Raw genomic sequence first — 18,563 nt, forward strand, 5'->3', positions numbered from 1 at the left:
TTTCCTCTTTTCTGTATTCGTTCGCGTCTTTCGCGTGTGCCGTTAAAGCATGTGCTTGAAATTTTCTAAAAATGCCTTGATTTGCGCCGCGGAATTTTGCAGAAGCTCGATTTCCTTGTCGTTGAGGCTGACATCAAAAATCTTTTCCGCCCCGTTTGCGCCGACGATGGCCGGCAGGGAGAGCGCGACGTCATCAATACCGTACTTCCAGTTGTTGATAATGGTACTGACCGTTCGAATGGTTTTTAGATTTTTCAAAATGGTCTCTAACAATGAACAAATGACAACAGCGATGGAATAATAGGTCGCGCCTTTGTTCTTGATGGTCTGCGCACCCGCCGTGCTGGTTTCCCGGGCGATAAAGGCTTTTTCTTCTTCGCTCAAAAAAGCGCCTGTGCCCGGGATCAATATTTCGTCGATGCTTGTGCCGACGATGGTGGTTTTGGACCAAACCGGGAACTGGCTGTCTCCGTGTTCTCCGATGATGTAACCGTGAATGTTATGCACATCCACGTCAAATTTTCTGCTGAGCAGATAACGGAAACGTAAACTGTCAAGGGTCGTGCCGGTTCCGAAGACACGGCCGTTTTCGAGGCCGGACCACTTCTGAATCATATAGGTCATGATGTCCAACGGGTTGGAGACGACTAAAATGACGCCGCCGTTGTAATATTTCATCACCTCGGTGATGATATCTTTTGCAATCGGGACGTTTTTATTGGCCAAATCAAGTCTGGTCTCGCCCGGTTTTCTGCCTAATCCCGCTGTAATGACGATGACGTCACAGTCGGCGCAATCACTGTAATCGCCCGCATAGACTTCCATCTGACCCAAAAATGCCAGGCCGTGGTTGATATCCATGGCCTCGCCGATTGCTTTTTCTTTATTGACGTCTATGATGACCAGCTCACTGGCTATCTGTTTGAGTGAGATCGCAAACGCAACGGACGCGCCGACAAAACCGGCGCCGATGATTGCAACTTTGAATTTCCTCTGGGTTTACTCATATAAATCCTCGCTTGTTCTTTATTGGGCCGTTTTTTACTGTCGAAAGGATAAATTCCGACTTCGCAATATACTAACAAATCACAAAACAAATTGCAATATAAAATGGCTTTTAAATGTAAAATACAAAATTAAATCCCCGCAGGCTTATTGCATATGAAAAATTCAAAAAGGACAGCCGAAACCGTCCTCTTGATTTCGTATGACCCCTCCAAAGGGGAATTTCCGGAACTGTCATTTAACAATTTTAACTGCCAACTGTTAAACTGATCAGTGATTTTACACTTTGATTTTACGCTTTACCCTTGGATTTCTTGAGCGCGCTCACTTTGATCGGCAGGCCGAACAGGTTGATGAACCCGGCGGCGTCGGCCTGGTTGTAGACCTCATCCTGCCCGAAAGTCGCGGTTGCCTCGTCGTACAACGAATACGGGGACTTGACGCCCGCATTGATCAGGTTGCCCTTATACAGCTTTAATTTGACCGTGCCGGTGACCGTCTCCTGTGTCTTGTCGACAAATGCGGCGAGCGATTCGCGCAGCGGGGTAAACCACTGGCCGAAATAGACCAGTTCCGCGTATTTGGATGCGATGAGCTCTTTATAGTGCAGTGTGTCGCGGTCGAGGCAGAGGGTTTCCAGCACTTTATGCGCGCGGTATAAAATCGTGCCGCCGGGGGTCTCGTAAACGCCCCTCGACTTCATGCCGACCAGCCGGTTTTCGACCAGATCGACAAGCCCGATGCCGTTTTCGCCGCCGAGCTTATTCAAGGTTTCGAGCAGTTCTACCGGCGCCAGCTTTCTGCCGTTCACCGCGGCCGGAGCGCCTTTATCAAAATCAATTGTGACGTAAGTCGGCCTGTCGGGCGCAAGTTCCGGACAGGTACCCATCTCTAAGAATCCGGGCTTTTTATACTGCGGCTCGTTGGCGGGGTCTTCAAGGTCCATGCCCTCGTGCGACAGATGCCAGAGGTTTTTATCTTTTGAATAGTTGGTTTCGCGGTTAATTTTCAGCGGAATATGGTGCGCCTCGGCATAATCGATCTCCTCGTCGCGGGACTTGATGTCCCATTCGCGCCATGGGGCGATGATCTTCATTTGCGGCGCGAACGCTTTGATGGTCAGCTCAAAGCGCACCTGGTCGTTGCCCTTGCCGGTGCAGCCGTGGCAGATTGCGTCGGCGCCCTCTTTGAGCGCGATCTCGACGACGCGTTTTGCGATGATCGGCCTTGCAAACGATGTGCCGAGCAGATATTCGCCCTCATAAACCGCGCCCGCCTTGAGCGTCGGATAGATATAATCGGTGATAAAAGATTCTTTTAAATCCTCGATATAGAGTTTTGAGGCGCCGGTGGCCAGAGCCTTTTTCTCCAGTCCGTCCAGCTCGGTACCCTGCCCCACATCGCCCGAGACCGCGATGACTTCGCAGTTGTCGTAATGCTCTTTGAGCCATGGGATGATGATCGACGTATCCAAACCGCCCGAATAAGCCAATACGACTTTTTTGATTTGATTTGATTTCCTGGCTGCCATAAGAATCCCCCTTACGTGGTATACCGTATATTATACACATAATCAGGGGTTTGTCAAGGGTTTGTATGTAATTTTATTCAATTATAGTGAATATTTATTCAGTTTTACGTTCATTGTCTATTCAAACGCCCGCTGCTGCGTCCGCACAGAACGCATTCCGCGGACAATGATAAACGCCAGACCGACGGCGAGAAGGACATCGCCGATGCTGGCAAATCCGCCGAATACGGGTACATAGATGATGTCTCCGAAAAACGGAAAAACGGTTTTCGGCGTCATCAGCGTATATCGGAAAATCTCATTTTTCGAGAGCGCGCCGACATATCCCGCCATCTCTCCCTGTGTATCCAGATAAAGGTTTTCCGCAACCGGCATCCTAAAACCGTTAAACGAGATTACCAGAAAATTCATCAGTGTACCGGCGCCGAACAGGCAAAACTCAAAGCGGAATAAATTCAGGATGATGAAGACAAATAGCACGATATATTGCGCGGTGATTAAAATCCAGCTGTACGGGACAAAGGCGGGCCATATTTCAGCCAATTGAGCGCCGCCCGCATCCATGATGTAAGCGATGATCGGAAGCCACAAAGCCCGGATTTCGGTGTGGAGCAGGCCTTTGACCCTGCCACCGCAGATATATCCGAGCAAAACACCGAAGACCACTACCGTCAGCGCTAACATAGTTCTTGTTCTCCGGGTTCTTTTTCCAATTCGGTGACCGGCTCTCCGCGTTCAAGCTGCCCTCGTTTGATTTTCAAAAATGCCTTCGCGACTTCGGGATGGAACTGCTCTCCCATGCTCTCCTCAATAATCTGAAGGGCTTTCTCGGGCGAGAAGCCCTTCCTGTAAGGCCGGTCGCTGGTCATGGCGTCATAGGCGTCCGCGACGCCGAGGATAAACGATTCAAGCGGCACTTCTTCTCCCTCGTCCACGTCGGGATAACCGCAGCCGTTGAACCATTTGTGATGATATTTTACGTACTGCACCATCTTGGGATTGACGTTGATCTCTTTTAAAATCTTGACGCCGATGGCGGGGTGAGTCGTGATCACCATAAATTCGTCGTCGGTCAGCCGGCCCGGTTTGCCCAAAATCGTGTCGCCGATGCCGATTTTCCCGATATCATGTAAAAGCGCCGCGATCTTGACAATCTCGGTCTGTGCCATCGGCATTCTCATCGTCATGCAGATTTCCTCCGCATAGGCCTCGACGCGCTGGGAGTGACCTTTGGTGTAGATGTCCTTGGCTTCGAGGGTGACAACCAGCGTCTTGACCATCTTATAATATTGGTTTTTGCTGTCGAGGTACAGATTGAACGAATATCGCGCGAGCAGCAGCGGGAAGATAAACAGCAGCACCAGATACTGACCGGATTCGATGCTGAGAATATAGGCGAACAGGAGGCCGAACGGCGCGATGCTCGCAAGGTTCGGAAGCAGTTCGCCGAAGGTCGCCGCAAACGCGTCGATCGGCTTCATCATCTTTCCGAGTACGAACAGCGCGACGAGCAGCAGATAATTACAGATCAGTGTCAGCACCAGGAACACGAACATCGGCCATAGGATTCCCGGCATTCTCATGCTTCCGATGGAGTAACCCATGTCTGTATAGATCTTTTCATACAGCAAGCCCGGGAAAAAGATCGAAACGGCAAGATTTCCGATATTGAAAAATGACTGGCGAACCGGTGTATTGAATATATGGCGGTATCTGACCTGCAGAATGCTGCCGTCCTTGGACTTTTGCACTTGCTTCGAAATGGCGAAAACAAGGCCTACCACAGCGATTACGACCGCCTCATAAGCCCCTTTTATCAGAAGAGTCGAAAAAATGCAGACATAGGACATGTCCAGTGACTGGTTGTTGCTGATGACGACCGGCACCGATGCGCAGATGATGCACATGATCGACATAATGATGATATACGAGAGTTCTCCGCTGAAATCGGCGGATTCGGAAATATGTCCGATCAGCTTGTCAAAGCTCAGATAGGTTATGTAAATGCCGCCGAGCGATACCGCGGCAATATAAATCTTCCATAAAATTTTGGACACGATATCCCTCCCCCGCAGGAAAAATGCGGAGCCCCCTTCTCCGCGGACCGAAGCCGTTTATTCTTGTGTAGATTTTTAAACGGCTTCATGATATCATCTGCGCGCGCCCGGATAAAAGCCGGAACTGTGATCGAATTTGAATTAGAGACGCACCTTGGTACAGCTTAGAAGCTGATCCATTTGAAGTACGCGCCGCTGGACAAAAGCAAACTAACGACTGCTGTAACAGCAAGCACGATCTTTTCAACTGTCTTCTTCATGTATATGACCTCCCGAATTTACTCTGTTCATTCGCTATTCGAACAGGCCATATTTTCGCTTCGCTGAAAGACCGGCAGATACCCGGGTCCGCGCAGACGATATTAAATTTTTAATGCTGTCCTCAGTTTAAAAATTGCACCTTCCTGTTCACCGCGTCAAGTGTGGCTTTGGCGACCGCATACATCGGGTCTTTCGGGTCTCCCGCCGCGCCGACGAGCACCTCGTTGCTGCCGACCGTGTTGGAACTGACCAATACGACCTGCACTTTCAGATCCGCCGTCTCAAGTTCTTTGACGTCCAGCACCGTAAATCGGTTGGCGTCATGCAGATATTCTTTAACCGCGTTTAGTGTTGCCTCGGCGATTATCCGGCGGCGGCCGTAGGGAGTATTCGCGTAAACCGCCCGCCCGGTATATTCCTCGTCTCCGTTCTCAAGCACAACGGTTGCGGTGACTTCTTCTTTGGTCGACGAAATATCGACCCGCTGGCAAATCAGGCGAACCGCTTTGGGCCCGTGCGCGATATTCGCGGACTGCAGCTGCGCAATGCTCACAATCCGCCGGTCCAGAACGAGGTTATATTTCGCGAACATCGTCGACTGGATATCCCTCAGAACCTGTTTCGGCGACCGGGTGATGTCGGAGAGCACATGGATGTCTGTCGGATCACCGGCATCTGAATAGGAAAAACGGACATTCAGAACACCGGGAAGTGAGGAAATCGTTTTTTGGCAATCCTCGAACATCTCGGTCTTTGTGTTAAAAACTTTGTTCTCGTTCTCCATGCTTCCCTCCGCTATTTTCCGTAGTGTGGCTTGTAAAAATTATACATTGTAAATCCGGCATTGTCAACGATTTTTGACAAAATAGCCAACAATTACCTCTGTGAGTGTTTTTTGCGGGAAATATTCGGTTTTTCTGATGTTTTTCCTCATAAAATCTTCATAATTTAATAAATATATCCACTTTACCAATTTTTGATTTTACAGGCGTAAAAATATTTTCATAAAATTTTATACCATTTTGTGGCATATTATTGCAATTTTCGACATTTGTGATAAAATACTCATCGTTTACAAGGAGGGATTTCCGATGTCCGACAGAAAAAATTGGCCGCTCGCGGTATCGCTGTGCGCCCGTTCGCATCCGACCGAAAACGACTTTTTCGAGCTGAACGCAGCCGGGGTAAAAGCGATTGAGCTCAGTTATGCCTATTCCCTTTATCCCGAAATCGAATGGAAAAATATACAGACCTATTCAAAACAGAACGGCATCGCTCTGTGGTCGTTTCACCTTCCGTTCGAACATCAGAAAACCAATCCCGCGCACCCGGATCCCGCCGTAAGAACCGGGACCCTTCGTTATGACGCTGAACTCGCGAAACAAGCCGCGGACATCGGCGTCAAAGTGCTGGTCGTCCACCCGAGCGGCGAGCCGATTGAAGAATGCGACCGTGCCGAAAGCATGAAGGAGTCGAAAAATTGGGTGTCAAAACTGGCCGATCTGGCCGAAACCCTCGGTATGAAAGTCGCCGTTGAAAATCTCCCGCGCACTTGTCTCGGAAGAAATGCTTCGGATATGACGGAGTTGCTTGAAGACCCCCGGCTTTTCGTCTGCTTCGACACCAATCACCTGCTGATGGATACCCACGAGGAACTCATCAAAGCCGTTTCGGGGCGGATTTTGACCCTGCACGTCTCGGATTATGATTTCATCAACGAACGGCACTGGCTGCCCGGCGAGGGCAAAACCGACTGGCCCGAATTGATTGCCGCACTTGAAAAAGCGGATTACGACGGCCCCTGGCTCTACGAGATCTCGCGCCTCCCCGAAAAGACGATCGTGCGCCGCCCTCTTGCCTGGCGCGATTTTGCCGATAACCACGCGGCTTTGATGACGGGCAAGCAGCCCGACCGCTTCGGCTTCCCGCTCTGTGATCCTTTACCCATGTGGGTGGATTGACTCATGTAGGGGCGTTACGGGCACGACTCGCCTTGGCCGTCCGAAAACTGCGGGGCGTGTATCCGCACAGACGCGCAATGCGCGCCCCTACCCGATGAATGATAAACCGGCGGCGCGAAAAATGATTTCCGCGCCGCCGGTTTATGTATCATTTATAAGATGTCCGTTTTCCACAGTCCGTGGAGGTTGCAGTAGGCGTAGGCCGCGACCGCTTTATCTCCGGTCAGCGAGAAGACCGCTTCGGGTTTATCGCCTGGCGCAAGGCATTTGCGCTGTCCGCCGTTTTCGGTCTGGAGATAGACCCACATGATGTAGTGTTCCGCAAGCATCGGATGCGCGGCGGAGCCGACCGCGACGGTGACCAGATCGCCTGTGACAGTGACGACCGGCAGATGTTTTTCATGGCTGGCTTCAACCGTGTTCGGCACGAGCGCGGTCATGGGTTCTCCGCAGCACACGACCGGCACGCCGGACGCATGAATCACTCCGATGATATTCCCGCAATGTTTACAAATAAAGAATTTTGTCTCGCACATGTTGATTCCGCCTTTCGATTGTTGTATTTTTTTGAACCGATACGGTAATTTTCACAAACTCATCATCGGTTTATGGTTTGATTATATCGATTCGCATGCGCGGTGTCAACACTGCGGATTGTGATAAAATTACTTGACAAAAAACGGTTCATATGATAAATATGTATCCGGCATATGCCGGAAAAGGAGGCGATTTCATGCCGCGGCCGATTAAACCCCGCTATGTCTGCCGAATGCCGAAATTCGGATGTTTACAGCCGGGCGCGGTTTCAGGGGGCGAAATCACCCTCACCGTCGAAGAATACGAGGTCATACGCCTTATCGATCTCGAGAATAATACGCAGGAGGAATGCGCCCGCCAGATGCGCGTCGCCCGGACCACGGCTCAGGGCATTTATGAAACCGCCCGCCGGAAACTGGCGAAAGCCATCGTCGAGGGCAGAAGCATCGTGATCTCCGGCGGCGATTATATTCTCTGCGGCCAATACACCTGCGAATGCGGAAACGGATGCGGACGCGTCGGCGCGCACGGCTGCCGCCGACGGTGCATCGATACAGACAAGGATCAAAAAATCGGATAAAACCGAATCTTATTCCATAACGAAAAAGGAGATATTTCATGAGCAACGGCAACGAATGTTCCCACAACTGCGAGAGCTGTTCTTCAAACTGTTCCGAGAGAAAAGCCATACAGGTCGAAAAGCTGCACGATATGAGCAGCGTGAAAAAAGTCATCGCGGTATTGAGCGGCAAAGGAGGCGTCGGCAAATCGCTGGTCACCGGCCTTCTCTCCGTGCTCTCTCAGCGTGCGGGAAGCCGCACCGCGATTTTGGACGCAGACATCACCGGCCCTTCGATCCCGAAGGCCTTCAATATCCATCAAAAAGCCGAGGGCACCGAATCGGCTCTTTATCCGGTGCTCACCAAGACCGGTATCCAGATCATGTCGATCAATGTGCTGCTCCCGAACGAGACCGATCCGGTGGTCTGGCGGGGCCCTGTCATCTCAGGCGCGGTCAGGCAGTTCTGGACCGACGTTATCTGGAATGACGTCGACATCATGTTCATCGATATGCCGCCGGGAACCGGCGACGTGCCGCTGACGGTGTTCCAGTCGATTCCGATTGACGGCGTAATCGTCGTCACCTCCCCGCAGGAACTGGTCTCGATGGTCGTCGAAAAGGCGGTCAATATGGCAAAAATGATGCATATTCCGGTCATCGGCCTTGTCGAGAACATGTCCTACTTCGAATGCCCGAACTGCCGTGAAAAGCACGCGCTGTTCGGCGAGAGCCATATCGAGGAAGTCGCCAGGCGCTTCGGTATCGAAACCACCGCGCGCATCCCGATCAATCCGAAACTCGCCGCCGCCTGCGACAAAGGCATGATTGAGCTCTTCGAAGGCGATTGGCTCGACGGAATGCTCAAAAAAATCGAAGCATTACCTACAAAATAGCGTAGGGGCGATTCGTAATCGCCCGTTATGTAGGGGTCGGCATCCCCGTTCCTGCCGCGCAGATTACGACCCGTGATAACGCAGAGGTGTTTTGTATCGCGTTCCTGTAGGGAAAGGTCTTCGGCTTGTAGCTGATAACCTTCTCCGAGCGGGCTGAAATGAACCGCAACGGTTCGATGCATCCCGCCTGCATGTAATATTCTATATTTCTAACAATATAAAACTTTGCAATCTGTGCAACAAAAAGCGAGAGGCCTTCCTTCCGGAAGGCCTCTTGGTTTTATCTTCTGAATTCTTAATTCTTAATCCTGAATTATCTTACTCCGTTCTCAGCGCCACGACCGGGTCTTTCTTGGCGGCGATGCGCGACGGGATAAAGCCTGCGATCAGCGTCAGAATCATGCTGCCTGCGATCAGCGCAACGGCGTGATACAAACTCATACTGGCGATGCCGGGAATCTCGGTCAGCCGCAAAATGATTTTATTGATCGGTATCGTGAGCAGATAGGATATCCCGACGCCCATCACGCCCGCCGTAAGCCCGATGATCAGCGTCTCGGCGTTGAACACCCGCGAGATGTCCTTCTTGCGCGCACCGACGCTGCGCAGAATTCCGATCTCCTTGGTGCGCTCGATGACCGACACGTAGGTGATGATGGCGATCATAATCGTCGAGACGAGCAGCGAAATCGCGGCGAATCCGACGAGCACATAGGTCACGGTGTCCAGCAGCGTGCCGGTGATCGAGGTAATTAACTCCGCCATATCCGAATAAATCAATTGTTCTTCATCCGGTTTTCCCGAGTTGTAGTCGTCGAGCCAGGCCTTGATTTGATCTTTGCTCGCATAGTCCTTGGGGTAGATGTTGACGCCGGTCGGCGTGGTATCGGCGCCGAGCGCGAGCAGCGCCTTGTCCTTTTCACTCACGTCGGTAAACGGCGTTCCGAGCAGAACGTTCTTGTCCGAAGCGTTCTGTGCCTTGGCGATTGCGCTGTTTTGCGCATCCGCGACGACGGCATTGGTCAGCGCGGTCGTATAGGCGATGCCCTGCGACAGATAAGTGCTCGACGCGTCAGGTTTGGCGCGCAGGATTCCAACGATGGTCAGCGCGGTTCCGGCATCGCCGTCATAGAGGTTCCCGTAGTCGCTTGGATTTGCGGCGGCAAACAGGTCGCCGTTTTGGGTATAGAAGGCATCGTTCGGAATCACTTTTAAAATCGTCTTGCCGATAAAATCAGTCAGCTTGTATTGCGCGGTCTCGCCGGTGATGCCGAGCTGCTCAAAGAACGATTTATTGATGCGGTTATATTCGTCGACCACTAATACAACTTCGTTTTTTAACTTTGGCATCCGGCTTCCGTCGCCGATCAGGTCATAAAGCGACAGGATGAAATCGCCGCTCTCGGGCAGTTCCTGCCAATAGAGGTTTCCGCTGAACTGCGCCATGGTCAGGTTGTTGACGGAAGTTTTAAATTTGACGACGCTGTCCTGTCCCTTGGCCAACAGGTTGATGGTCACGGCATGGGTATAAGAGATGTTGTTGACCGTACCGGGCAGCGCATTCTCGATCCCGCCGACATAATCGAGATATTCCTGCGAGATCACGTTTTTGTGCTTGGTGGTGTTGGCCTCGCTGTCGTAGGCATACAGCACATTATCGGACGGATATTCCTCGAAATCAACCGCATTCTTGACCATAAGTCCCGGACGCCTCGTCAAATCAATGCTTTGTTCGCCCGCGGAGATCGTGACAGGAAAGCCCGAAAGCGTGTCGGACTGCATATCGCTCATATAGTTCGAAAGCCCGCTCGAGAGCGCCAGCACGAGCGCCACGCCGATGATGCCGATGCTGCCGGCGAATGAAGTCACAATCGTCCTGCCGCGCTTGGTCATCAGATTGCGAAACGATAACGACGTCGCGGTGAACAGCGACATCGAGGTCTTTTTAAACTTTTTCCCTGTTTTCGGCGGTTCTTCACTGAGTTCTTCCTGTGCGGGATTGTTATCGGATTGGATTTCGCCGTCGAGCAGCCGCACGATGCGGGTGGAATATTTATCGGCCAATTCGCCGTTGTGGGTGACCATAATCACAAGACGGTTCTTTGCGACCTGTTTTAAAATCTCCAGAATCTGCACGCTCGTATGGCTGTCTAATGCTCCGGTCGGTTCGTCGGCGAGGACGATGTCGGGGTCGTTGACGAGCGCCCGCGCGATGGCGACGCGCTGCATCTGCCCGCCTGAGAGCTGATTGGGCTTTTTCTTGATCTGGTCGGAAAGCCCGACGTCGGCGAGCGCCTGTTTGGCTCTGCGCCTGCGCTCCGCGACCGACACGCCCGAAAGCGTCAGCGCGATCTCGACGTTTTGCAATACGGTCTGGTGGCCGATCAGATTATAGGTCTGGAACACAAAGCCGATTGAGCGGTTGCGGTAGGCGTCCCAGTCGCCGTCTTTGTATTTTTTGGTGGAAATCCCGTTGATCACGAGGTCGCCGCTGTCGTAGCGGTCGAGCCCGCCGATGATGTTTAACAAGGTGGTTTTTCCGCAGCCCGACGGCCCCAGAACCGAGACGAATTCGCTCTCGCGAAACCCGAGCGAAACGCCTTTCAACGCAGTGACGATCTCTCCGCTCTTATAGGTCTTGACGATGTTCTCCAGTTTGAGTTTTAACATAGTTCCTCCGTGTTTATTTTAACGATAAGTTGTTTCAGAATTCTTCGGGTTCCTCGGGATTCGTCCCCGCTATGTCGCGGAAAATGTCCGCGACGCGCGTTAAGAGGTTGATCAGTTTATCCGTATCCGCTTCACCCAGTTCGATTCCGAGCTGCTTCAATACACCCGCCATAACCGCCTCTGCCTCCCGCACCGCCTGTTCTCCTTCCCCGGTCAGGTGAATTTCAAAGCTCCTGCGGTTGGTTTTGTCGATGGTGCGGATGATATATCCCCTTTGCTCCAGCCGATTTAGAATCCGTGAGATCATCGGGCGCTTCATCTCGAGTTTGCCGGATAAAAACGCCGCTCTCGGAAATCCCTCAAATCCGGGGCTCATGCAGTCCCCGCTTTTTTCACTGAGCATTTTTAAGACAAAAAATTCGCCCTGCGACAGATTCCCGCCCGCAAAAATGCGTTTCAACTGCCGTCGGATATCGCCGAACGCCTGTAACAGCTGCATCCCCTGCGTCTGTTCCATAAAAGTTCCCTCCAAAAAGTTAACCGATACAACAGTTAACATGGTTAACCATTATATCAGCCGTTTGTGAAAAGTCAACAGTTTTTAAAAATATTTTTTGTGTATTTTACAAAATTGAGCGACTCTCGGGATCAAGCGGTTTCCCGTTTTCATCAAAATTCTTTTTCAAGGCGATTTCGGTCGGTATGATTGATAATATCATCACCAAAACTTGTATCATGCAGACCGCCGCGCCGAAAAGCCCGACCGTGTCGTCGTCTTTTCCGAGCGCAAGCAGCATCACGGCAGCTGAAACCGGCAATAAAATCAAGCCGCAGATCGCCCAGATTCGCCCCGAATGCCGGTGCGCAAAATCCCAGGTCTCTTTGCTTTTCATCGAGCGTGCGGTGCGGTAGCCGACGATGTAATTGATCTTTTTGGGCGGGTGATTTCTGAAATATATACCGAACCCGATCATTACGCAGGGAATCAGCAAGCACATCACCAGCATAAAAACCCAAAAATCCATATAACGGCCTCCAATCTTCAAACTGCTGCAACGGACTCTGTATGTCCGCGTTTGTATTCCGTTTCATATGTCCGTCTATAAAAAGAAACAACCGTCAGGCGCTCCTAAAGGGTTGTTTCATGATATCGCATGTTCAGTGGTTGACCGAGCCCCTGCCGCCGACACGCAGGCGCAGCACGGCTCTTGCCAGCTTGTTTTTACTCGCGGCAAATTGCAGATTGCTCTCTTTTTGCCGCAATTGCTCCTCAGCGTGCATCAGTTGAATTTTGGCGCGGTTGACGTCGATCTCCTCCGGCCATTCGGCGGTCTGAACCGTGATCAGCGTATGGTTCGGGCCGGCGCGCATAAACCCGTCGGAACACGCCGCCGAGCGCCAGGTGCCGTCGGCTTTCTGAATGCGAACTTCTCCGACCGCAAGCGAGGTGACCATCGGGACATGCCCCTTTAAAACGCCGAGTTCGCCGTCGATCGCGGTGACGATGACCTGCTTTGCCCGGTCGCTGAAAAAAGTGCGCTCCGGCGTGATGATTTCAAGCAAAAAGGTGTTTTCAGCCATAAAGCCGACCTCCTTTCACCAGCTGAGAGTTATGCTTTTAACTTCTCCGCGTTTTGGCGGACTTCATCAAGCGTACCCGCCATATAGAACGCGGCCTCGGGCAGATCGTCCGCCTCACCGTCCACAATCGCCTTAAACCCGGCGATGGTCTTTTTGAGCGGGACGTATCGCCCCTCCTGTCCGGTATACTGGGTCGCGACAAACATCGGCTGAGATAAAAAGCGCTGGATTTTACGGGCGCGGTAGATGGTCTTGCGATCTTCCTCGCCGAGTTCCTCCATGCCCAAAATCGCGATAATATCTTGTAATTCTTTATAGCGCTGCAAATTCTCCTGCACGCGCCTTGCGACCTGATAATGCTCTTCGCCGACGATGCGTGGCTCCAGAATCCGGCTGGTCGAAGCCAACGGGTCGACCGCGGGATAGATGCCGAGTTCCGAGATGGCGCGCGATAAAACCGTCGTGGCGTCAAGGTGGGAAAAAATGCTCGCAGGCGCCGGGTCGGTCAGGTCGTCCGCAGGCACATAAATCGCCTGAACCGAGGTGATGGATCCGTTTTTGATCGAGGTGATGCGTTCCTGGAGCAGGCCGACCTCGTTTGCGAGCGTGGGCTGATAGCCGACCGCGGACGGCATGCGACCGAGCATCGCCGAGACCTCGCTTCCGGCCTGGATATAACGAAAGATGTTGTCGATGAATAGTAAGACGTCGCGGCCCTTGCCCTCTTTACCCGCTTCGTCGCGCAGGGATTCCGCGACGGTCAGGCCGGTCAGCGCGACGCGCATACGGCATCCCGGCGGTTCGTTCATCTGTCCGAAAACCAGCGCGGTCTTTTCGATGACGCCGGACTCGTTCATCTCCTGAATCAGTTCCTGTCCCTCGCGGGAGCGCTCGCCGACGCCGGTAAAAATCGAATAGCCGCCGTGTTCGGTGGCGATGTTGTGAATCAGTTCCATGATCAGAACCGTTTTGCCGACGCCCGCGCCGCCGAACAAGCCGATCTTTCCGCCCTTGGCATAAGGCGCGAGCAGGTCGATGACTTTGATGCCGGTCTCGAAAATCTCGGTCGTCGGGTTCTGCTGCGAAAACATCGGGGGAATCCGGTGAATCGGCAGCATCATCCCGGAATTGACGGGGCCTTTACCGTCGGCGGGGCGGCCCAAAACGTCCATGACCCGACCGAGCACGGCTTTGCCCGCCGGAACCGAGATCGGCGCGCCGGTGTCGATGACTTCAAGTCCCCTGCGAAGGCCTTCGCAGGCCTGCAGCGCGATGCAGCGCACCATCCCGTTCCCGAGGTGCTGTTCGACTTCCATCCAGACGGTCTCCCCGTGGTTTTCGGTATAAAGGGCGTTATAGATCTCGGGAAGGCGCACGCCCGAAAAATCGACGTCCAAAACGGAGCCGATGATCGCGGAGAGCTTTCCGATATTCTTTTGACTCAAATCTGCCATAAGTTACTATTCTCCAATCGGCATTCAATGCGCGGACGATAACGCGTTGACGCCGCTGACGATCTCGGTCATCTCCCGGGTGATCGCGGCCTGCCGTGCGCGGTTATAGTCAAGCCGCAGCTTTCTGAGCATCTCTTCGGCGTTGTGAGTTGCGGAGGTCATTGCGTTCATACGGGCGATATGTCCGCTCGCATATGACTGCACGAGCGCCCCGTAAATCGTGCCGATCAAATACTGCGGAATCAGGGTATCCATGACCTGTTTGGGCGAGGACTCGTAGAGAATCTCGTTGTAATGCTCTCCCTCTTCCTCCCAGGTGTCGCTGACATCGTCAAAACTGCTGTATAAAACCGGGAGCAGGCGGATGATCTTCGGCTCCTGCGCGACCGACGAGACCATTTTGGTGTAGACAATATAGACCTCGTCGAGCAGTTTCTGGCGGTAGAGATCGACGATGGTGTCGGTGACAAGCCGCGCGTTTCGAAGCGACGGGTTTTGATCGATCGTCAGAAACTCCATATCGGCCATAAACCCGTGCCGGCTGAAAAATTCGCCGGCAATCTGGCCGACCGTGAAGATATATTTTTGCCTGTCGTTTCCCTGCATGTGCGCAAACGCGGCATTTAAAACATTGTGGTTGTAAGCGCCCGCCATGCCTTTATCGCCCGCGATGACGATGTAGGCATGTTTGGCCTCGGGGTTCGGGAGAATCTCGCGCCGAAGAAACGGATGCTCGACGCCGCCGGTGTGTTGAATGATATCCTTCATCGCCGCGCGCACCTTGGTGAAATACGCGGTGTTGGATTTATACAAGTCCATCGCCCTGCGCATCTTGGAAACGGAAATCAGGTACATCGCGCGGGTGATCTGATAAATTTGCGTATTCGATTTGATGTGGCGCTTGATGTCGCTTACGCTCTGCATTTGATCGGTTCACCGTCCCTTTTTATGAGAATCAATCATCGGGGTTTATTTAGCCGTTTTCAGGCCCTCCAAAAAATTGTCTTTTATTTCCTCCGTCGCCTTTTTTAATGCTTCCGCGGTCTCATCGGACAATTCGCCGGTTGAGGCGATCGTGCTGCCGATCTCGGGATGAACCGAGGACATGAAGCTGAAGAATTCCTCTTTGAAGGCTCCGATTTTATTGAGCGGAACATCGGCGAGCATCCGGTTTTCAACCGCAAAGAGGAGCATCACCTGATTTTCCGTCGAAAGCGGATGAAACTGCCCCTGTTTCAATGCCTCGGTCAGCCGGACGCCCTGTGCGAGCTGCTGCTGGGTCGAGGCATCCAGATCGCTTGAAAACTGGGAGAAGACCTCAAGTTCGCGGTATTGCGCCAGATCGAGCCGGAGTTTTCCGCTGACCTTTCGCATCGCCTTTTCCTGCGCTGAGCCGCCGACACGCGAGACCGAGAGGCCTACGTTGACGGCGGGCCGTACACCCGAGAAAAAGAGTTCGCTCTCCAAAACGATCTGCCCGTCGGTGATGGAGATGACGTTCGTCGGAATATAAGCGGAGATGTCGCCCTCCATGGTCTCGACGATCGGAAGCGCGGTCATGCTGCCGCCGCCGAGTTCGTCGGACAATTTCGCGGCGCGTTCGAGCAGCCGGGAATGGAGGTAGAAAACGTCGCCCGGATAGGCCTCGCGTCCGGGCGGTCTGTGCAGCAAAAGCGACAGCGTACGGTAGGCGACGGCGTGTTTGGACAAATCATCGTAGACAATCAGGACATCCCTGCCCTGCCGCATGAATTCTTCGCCGATCGCGCAGCCGGCATACGGCGCGCAGTACTGCATCAAAATCGAATCGCCGGCGGTGGCCGAGACGATCACGGTATAATCCAATGCGCCCATTTGTCTGAAGGTATCGGCCAGCTGCGCGACGGTCGAGGCCTTTTGCCCGATCGCCACATAGACGCAGATGACGCCCTTGCCCTTCTGGTTCAAAATCGTGTCAACCGCAATCGCGGTCTTGCCGGTCTGGCGGTCGCCGATGATCAGCTCGCGCTGACCTCTTCCGATCGGAATCATCGAGTCGATGGCAAGCAAGCCCGTCATCAGCGGCTTGTTGACTTTACCGCGCTCGACGATGAACGGAGCCGGTGATTCGAGCGGGCGGACGTGTTCGTATTCGATCAGGCCCCTGTCGTCGATCGGATTGCCGAACGAATCGATGACGCGTCCGATCAGATTGTCTCCGACCGGAACGCTCGCGACAAGGCCGGTGGTCTGCGCTTCGTCGCCCTCGGAAACGTCGTCTTCACCGGACAGCAAAACAGCCCAGACGCCCTCGTTTTTTGCCAAATTGAATGCCATTGCGACGCCGCCGTTCGGCAGCGCGAGCAGCTCTCCGTATTCGCAGTCGGGAAGGCCGTCGATTTTCACGATTCCGTCCGCCGAAAAATAGACCTTTCCGACGCTGTGTACCTGCGGTTTAAAGTCGAAGCCGCGAAGTTGATTTTTCAGCCCCCTGACAAGATCGCCGGTGGATATTTCCGAAGCGTTTTTCTCTTTCGGCGTCTTTATTCGGGGTTTCCCGGAGATTGATTCGAGTTGAAAATCAACGCTCATATTGATGACGCGATCATCGACCCGCACGACGAATCCTCCGATAATCGAGGGATCCACGCTGCGGCCCCACTTTATGCCGCTCTCATGTAAATAGGCCTCTGCTTTTTTGCAGATGCGGTCGGCGGTAACATCGTCGATTATTACGGCAGTCGTCAGAATTCCCGATTTCTCCATGCCGTGTTACTCCCGGTTCAACTTCTCGGCATAACGATTGATCATGTCGAGCTGTTCGGTCTCTGTCATCTCTTTTTGAAGGATGTTGCCTGCAATGCCGACGGCGAGTGTGACGGATTCTTTCTGCAGTTCCTCGCGCGCCTTCGTCATCTCCTCATCCTTTTTCCGCTCTGCCTGTTTCAAGAGTTCGTCGGCCTGTAATTTGGCGTTATCGATCATGGATGCCGCCTCTTTTTTGGCAGTGTCGATGATTCGGCCGGCGGCCTCACGGCCGTCGCTGTCTGCCTGCGCAAGCTTTGCGTTATACTGCTCCAGCTTTTGTTTTGATTCTTCTTCGGCTTTTGCGGCGCCGTCGAGTTCGGAATTGATCTGATCCCGGCGTTTGTTGATGAACTTCATCACGGGTTTATACAGCAAAAAGCGGAAGACAACAAACAAAATCACCAAATTGATGACGTGATAAAGGATTTTCAAAGGATCCAGATTCATCTTATTTCATGCCTTTCCGGATTTCTTTTCGGGTTGACTAAGCTTTGCTCACAATCATCAGCGCGATGACAAAACCGTAAATAGCGGTCGATTCGGCCAAAGCCAACCCCAACAGAAGGATACTGTTGATTTTGCCTGATGCCTCCGGCTGTCTGGCCACACTCTCGACAGCTTTACCCGTCGCCAAGCCCATGCCGAGGCCTGCGCCTATGCAGCAGAGGACTGCAATCCCCGCTCCGATCATTTCCATTAAAAACACCTCTTTACTGTTATTCAGAAACTATCAATTAAATACCGAAGCATCTATTCGGTTCTCTCGCGGATGAAAGACATGGTCAGCGTCATAAAAATGAACGCCTGAAGCAGCGCATGGAACAGGTTGAAATATAAAGACAGCGCCGCGGGAACCACCACCGGGATGACGTTGTAGATCAGTTCCATGACCACCAAGCCGGCCAACATATTGCCGAACAGACGGCAAGCCAGTGAAATCGGCACGGCGAAATCGGTGATGAGGATGATCGGCGATATCGCATAGGGCTTGAAATGATGAAGCGCCTTTTTGACTCCGCCTCTGATCGCGAAATAATTGATCAAAACAAAAGACATCAGCGCCAGCGCTGCGGTCATATTGATATCGGCGCAGGGGGCGCGCAGCCCGAACAGTTCGATAATGCCGCTCATCACGATAAACCCGCCGATGGTAGCCGCATACGGAGCCATGGTGATGCCGAGCTTGTCGCCCAGATTGCTGCGCGCCATGCCGTCCATCCCCGTGACGAACATCTCGAGCAGCAGCTGAAATCCGCCGGGTTTT

At 52.8% G+C, this 18,563-nt stretch carries 18 protein-coding genes and 1 pseudogene; 3 read left to right on the plus strand and 16 right to left on the minus strand.

From position 1 onward, the window contains the following. Positions 1–42: 42 nt before the first annotated feature. From PKH29_05690 to PKH29_05710, 5 genes and pseudogenes are all read right to left on the minus strand, one after another. Positions 43–984, minus strand: a pseudogene (locus PKH29_05690) (L-lactate dehydrogenase). Positions 985–1,297: 313 nt separating this feature from the next. Next, on the minus strand, positions 1,298–2,536 hold the full coding sequence (locus tag PKH29_05695; protein ID HNX14329.1) for an argininosuccinate synthase: 1,239 nt from the start codon (positions 2,534–2,536) through the stop codon (positions 1,298–1,300). 117 nt (positions 2,537–2,653) lie between these two features. Beyond that, positions 2,654–3,220 (minus strand): DUF5317 domain-containing protein, encoded by a 567-nt coding sequence (locus PKH29_05700; protein HNX14330.1) that lies wholly within the window; start codon positions 3,218–3,220, stop codon positions 2,654–2,656. Next, the gene (locus tag PKH29_05705; protein HNX14331.1) at positions 3,214–4,593 is read right to left on the minus strand and encodes an HD-GYP domain-containing protein; all 1,380 of its coding nucleotides are present in this window, start codon (positions 4,591–4,593) and stop codon (positions 3,214–3,216) included. The genes PKH29_05700 and PKH29_05705 overlap by 7 nt, the downstream gene beginning before the upstream one ends. A 382-nt stretch (positions 4,594–4,975) precedes the next feature. Further along, complete coding sequence (locus tag PKH29_05710; GenBank protein ID HNX14332.1) at positions 4,976–5,638, minus strand: hypothetical protein; 663 nt, start codon at positions 5,636–5,638, stop codon at positions 4,976–4,978. A gap of 307 nt (positions 5,639–5,945) precedes the next feature. Here PKH29_05710 and PKH29_05715 point away from each other — a divergent pair, with 307 nt between their 5' ends. Further along, entirely contained in the window at positions 5,946–6,815 is an 870-nt protein-coding gene (locus PKH29_05715; GenBank protein HNX14333.1) for a sugar phosphate isomerase/epimerase family protein, read from the plus strand. A 152-nt stretch (positions 6,816–6,967) separates the two neighbouring features. On the opposite strand, the gene PKH29_05720 is transcribed toward PKH29_05715, so the two are convergent. Then, complete coding sequence (locus PKH29_05720; protein HNX14334.1) at positions 6,968–7,351, minus strand: desulfoferrodoxin family protein; 384 nt, start codon at positions 7,349–7,351, stop codon at positions 6,968–6,970. A gap of 197 nt (positions 7,352–7,548) precedes the next feature. Here PKH29_05720 and PKH29_05725 point away from each other — a divergent pair, with 197 nt between their 5' ends. Together PKH29_05725 and PKH29_05730 are read left to right on the plus strand one after the other, a co-directional pair. Then, entirely contained in the window at positions 7,549–7,932 is a 384-nt protein-coding gene (locus PKH29_05725) for a DUF134 domain-containing protein (GenBank protein ID HNX14335.1), read from the plus strand. A 38-nt stretch (positions 7,933–7,970) separates the two neighbouring features. Further along, a complete protein-coding gene (locus PKH29_05730) occupies positions 7,971–8,807 on the plus strand; it encodes an Mrp/NBP35 family ATP-binding protein (protein HNX14336.1) in 837 nt (278 codons plus the stop codon). 318 nt (positions 8,808–9,125) lie between these two features. Here the strand turns inward: PKH29_05730 and PKH29_05735 are convergent, their stop codons facing one another. The 10 genes from PKH29_05735 to PKH29_05780 form a co-directional block, all read right to left on the minus strand. Next, on the minus strand, positions 9,126–11,477 hold the full coding sequence (locus PKH29_05735; protein ID HNX14337.1) for an ATP-binding cassette domain-containing protein: 2,352 nt from the start codon (positions 11,475–11,477) through the stop codon (positions 9,126–9,128). Positions 11,478–11,511: 34 nt separating this feature from the next. Continuing rightward, positions 11,512–11,994 (minus strand): MarR family transcriptional regulator, encoded by a 483-nt coding sequence (locus PKH29_05740; protein HNX14338.1) that lies wholly within the window; start codon positions 11,992–11,994, stop codon positions 11,512–11,514. Positions 11,995–12,100: 106 nt separating this feature from the next. Then, the gene (locus PKH29_05745; GenBank protein HNX14339.1) at positions 12,101–12,502 is read right to left on the minus strand and encodes an SdpI family protein; all 402 of its coding nucleotides are present in this window, start codon (positions 12,500–12,502) and stop codon (positions 12,101–12,103) included. 133 nt (positions 12,503–12,635) lie between these two features. Next, the gene (gene atpC, locus PKH29_05750; GenBank protein ID HNX14340.1) at positions 12,636–13,058 is read right to left on the minus strand and encodes an ATP synthase F1 subunit epsilon; all 423 of its coding nucleotides are present in this window, start codon (positions 13,056–13,058) and stop codon (positions 12,636–12,638) included. A gap of 29 nt (positions 13,059–13,087) precedes the next feature. Beyond that, positions 13,088–14,512: a F0F1 ATP synthase subunit beta gene (gene atpD / locus PKH29_05755; protein HNX14341.1), complete on the minus strand. Its 1,425-nt coding sequence runs from the start codon at positions 14,510–14,512 to the stop codon at positions 13,088–13,090. A gap of 24 nt (positions 14,513–14,536) precedes the next feature. Then, positions 14,537–15,436 carry an ATP synthase F1 subunit gamma gene (gene atpG, locus PKH29_05760; GenBank protein HNX14342.1) on the minus strand — a complete coding sequence of 300 codons (900 nt, stop codon included), beginning with the start codon at positions 15,434–15,436 and terminating at the stop codon, positions 14,537–14,539. A 45-nt stretch (positions 15,437–15,481) separates the two neighbouring features. Then, positions 15,482–17,257 carry a F0F1 ATP synthase subunit alpha gene (gene atpA / locus PKH29_05765; protein ID HNX14343.1) on the minus strand — a complete coding sequence of 592 codons (1,776 nt, stop codon included), beginning with the start codon at positions 17,255–17,257 and terminating at the stop codon, positions 15,482–15,484. A gap of 6 nt (positions 17,258–17,263) precedes the next feature. Then, on the minus strand, positions 17,264–17,746 hold the full coding sequence (gene atpF / locus PKH29_05770; GenBank protein HNX14344.1) for a F0F1 ATP synthase subunit B: 483 nt from the start codon (positions 17,744–17,746) through the stop codon (positions 17,264–17,266). Between the two features lie 37 nt (positions 17,747–17,783). Beyond that, the gene (atpE, locus tag PKH29_05775; GenBank protein ID HNX14345.1) at positions 17,784–17,996 is read right to left on the minus strand and encodes an ATP synthase F0 subunit C; all 213 of its coding nucleotides are present in this window, start codon (positions 17,994–17,996) and stop codon (positions 17,784–17,786) included. Between the two features lie 53 nt (positions 17,997–18,049). After that, positions 18,050–18,563, minus strand: a 514-nt coding sequence (locus PKH29_05780) for a FoF1 ATP synthase subunit a (GenBank protein HNX14346.1), incomplete at its 5' end; no start/stop codon positions are given.

Source organism: Oscillospiraceae bacterium (genome assembly GCA_035353335.1).
Classification (GTDB): Bacteria; Bacillota; Clostridia; order Oscillospirales; family JAKOTC01; genus DAOPZJ01.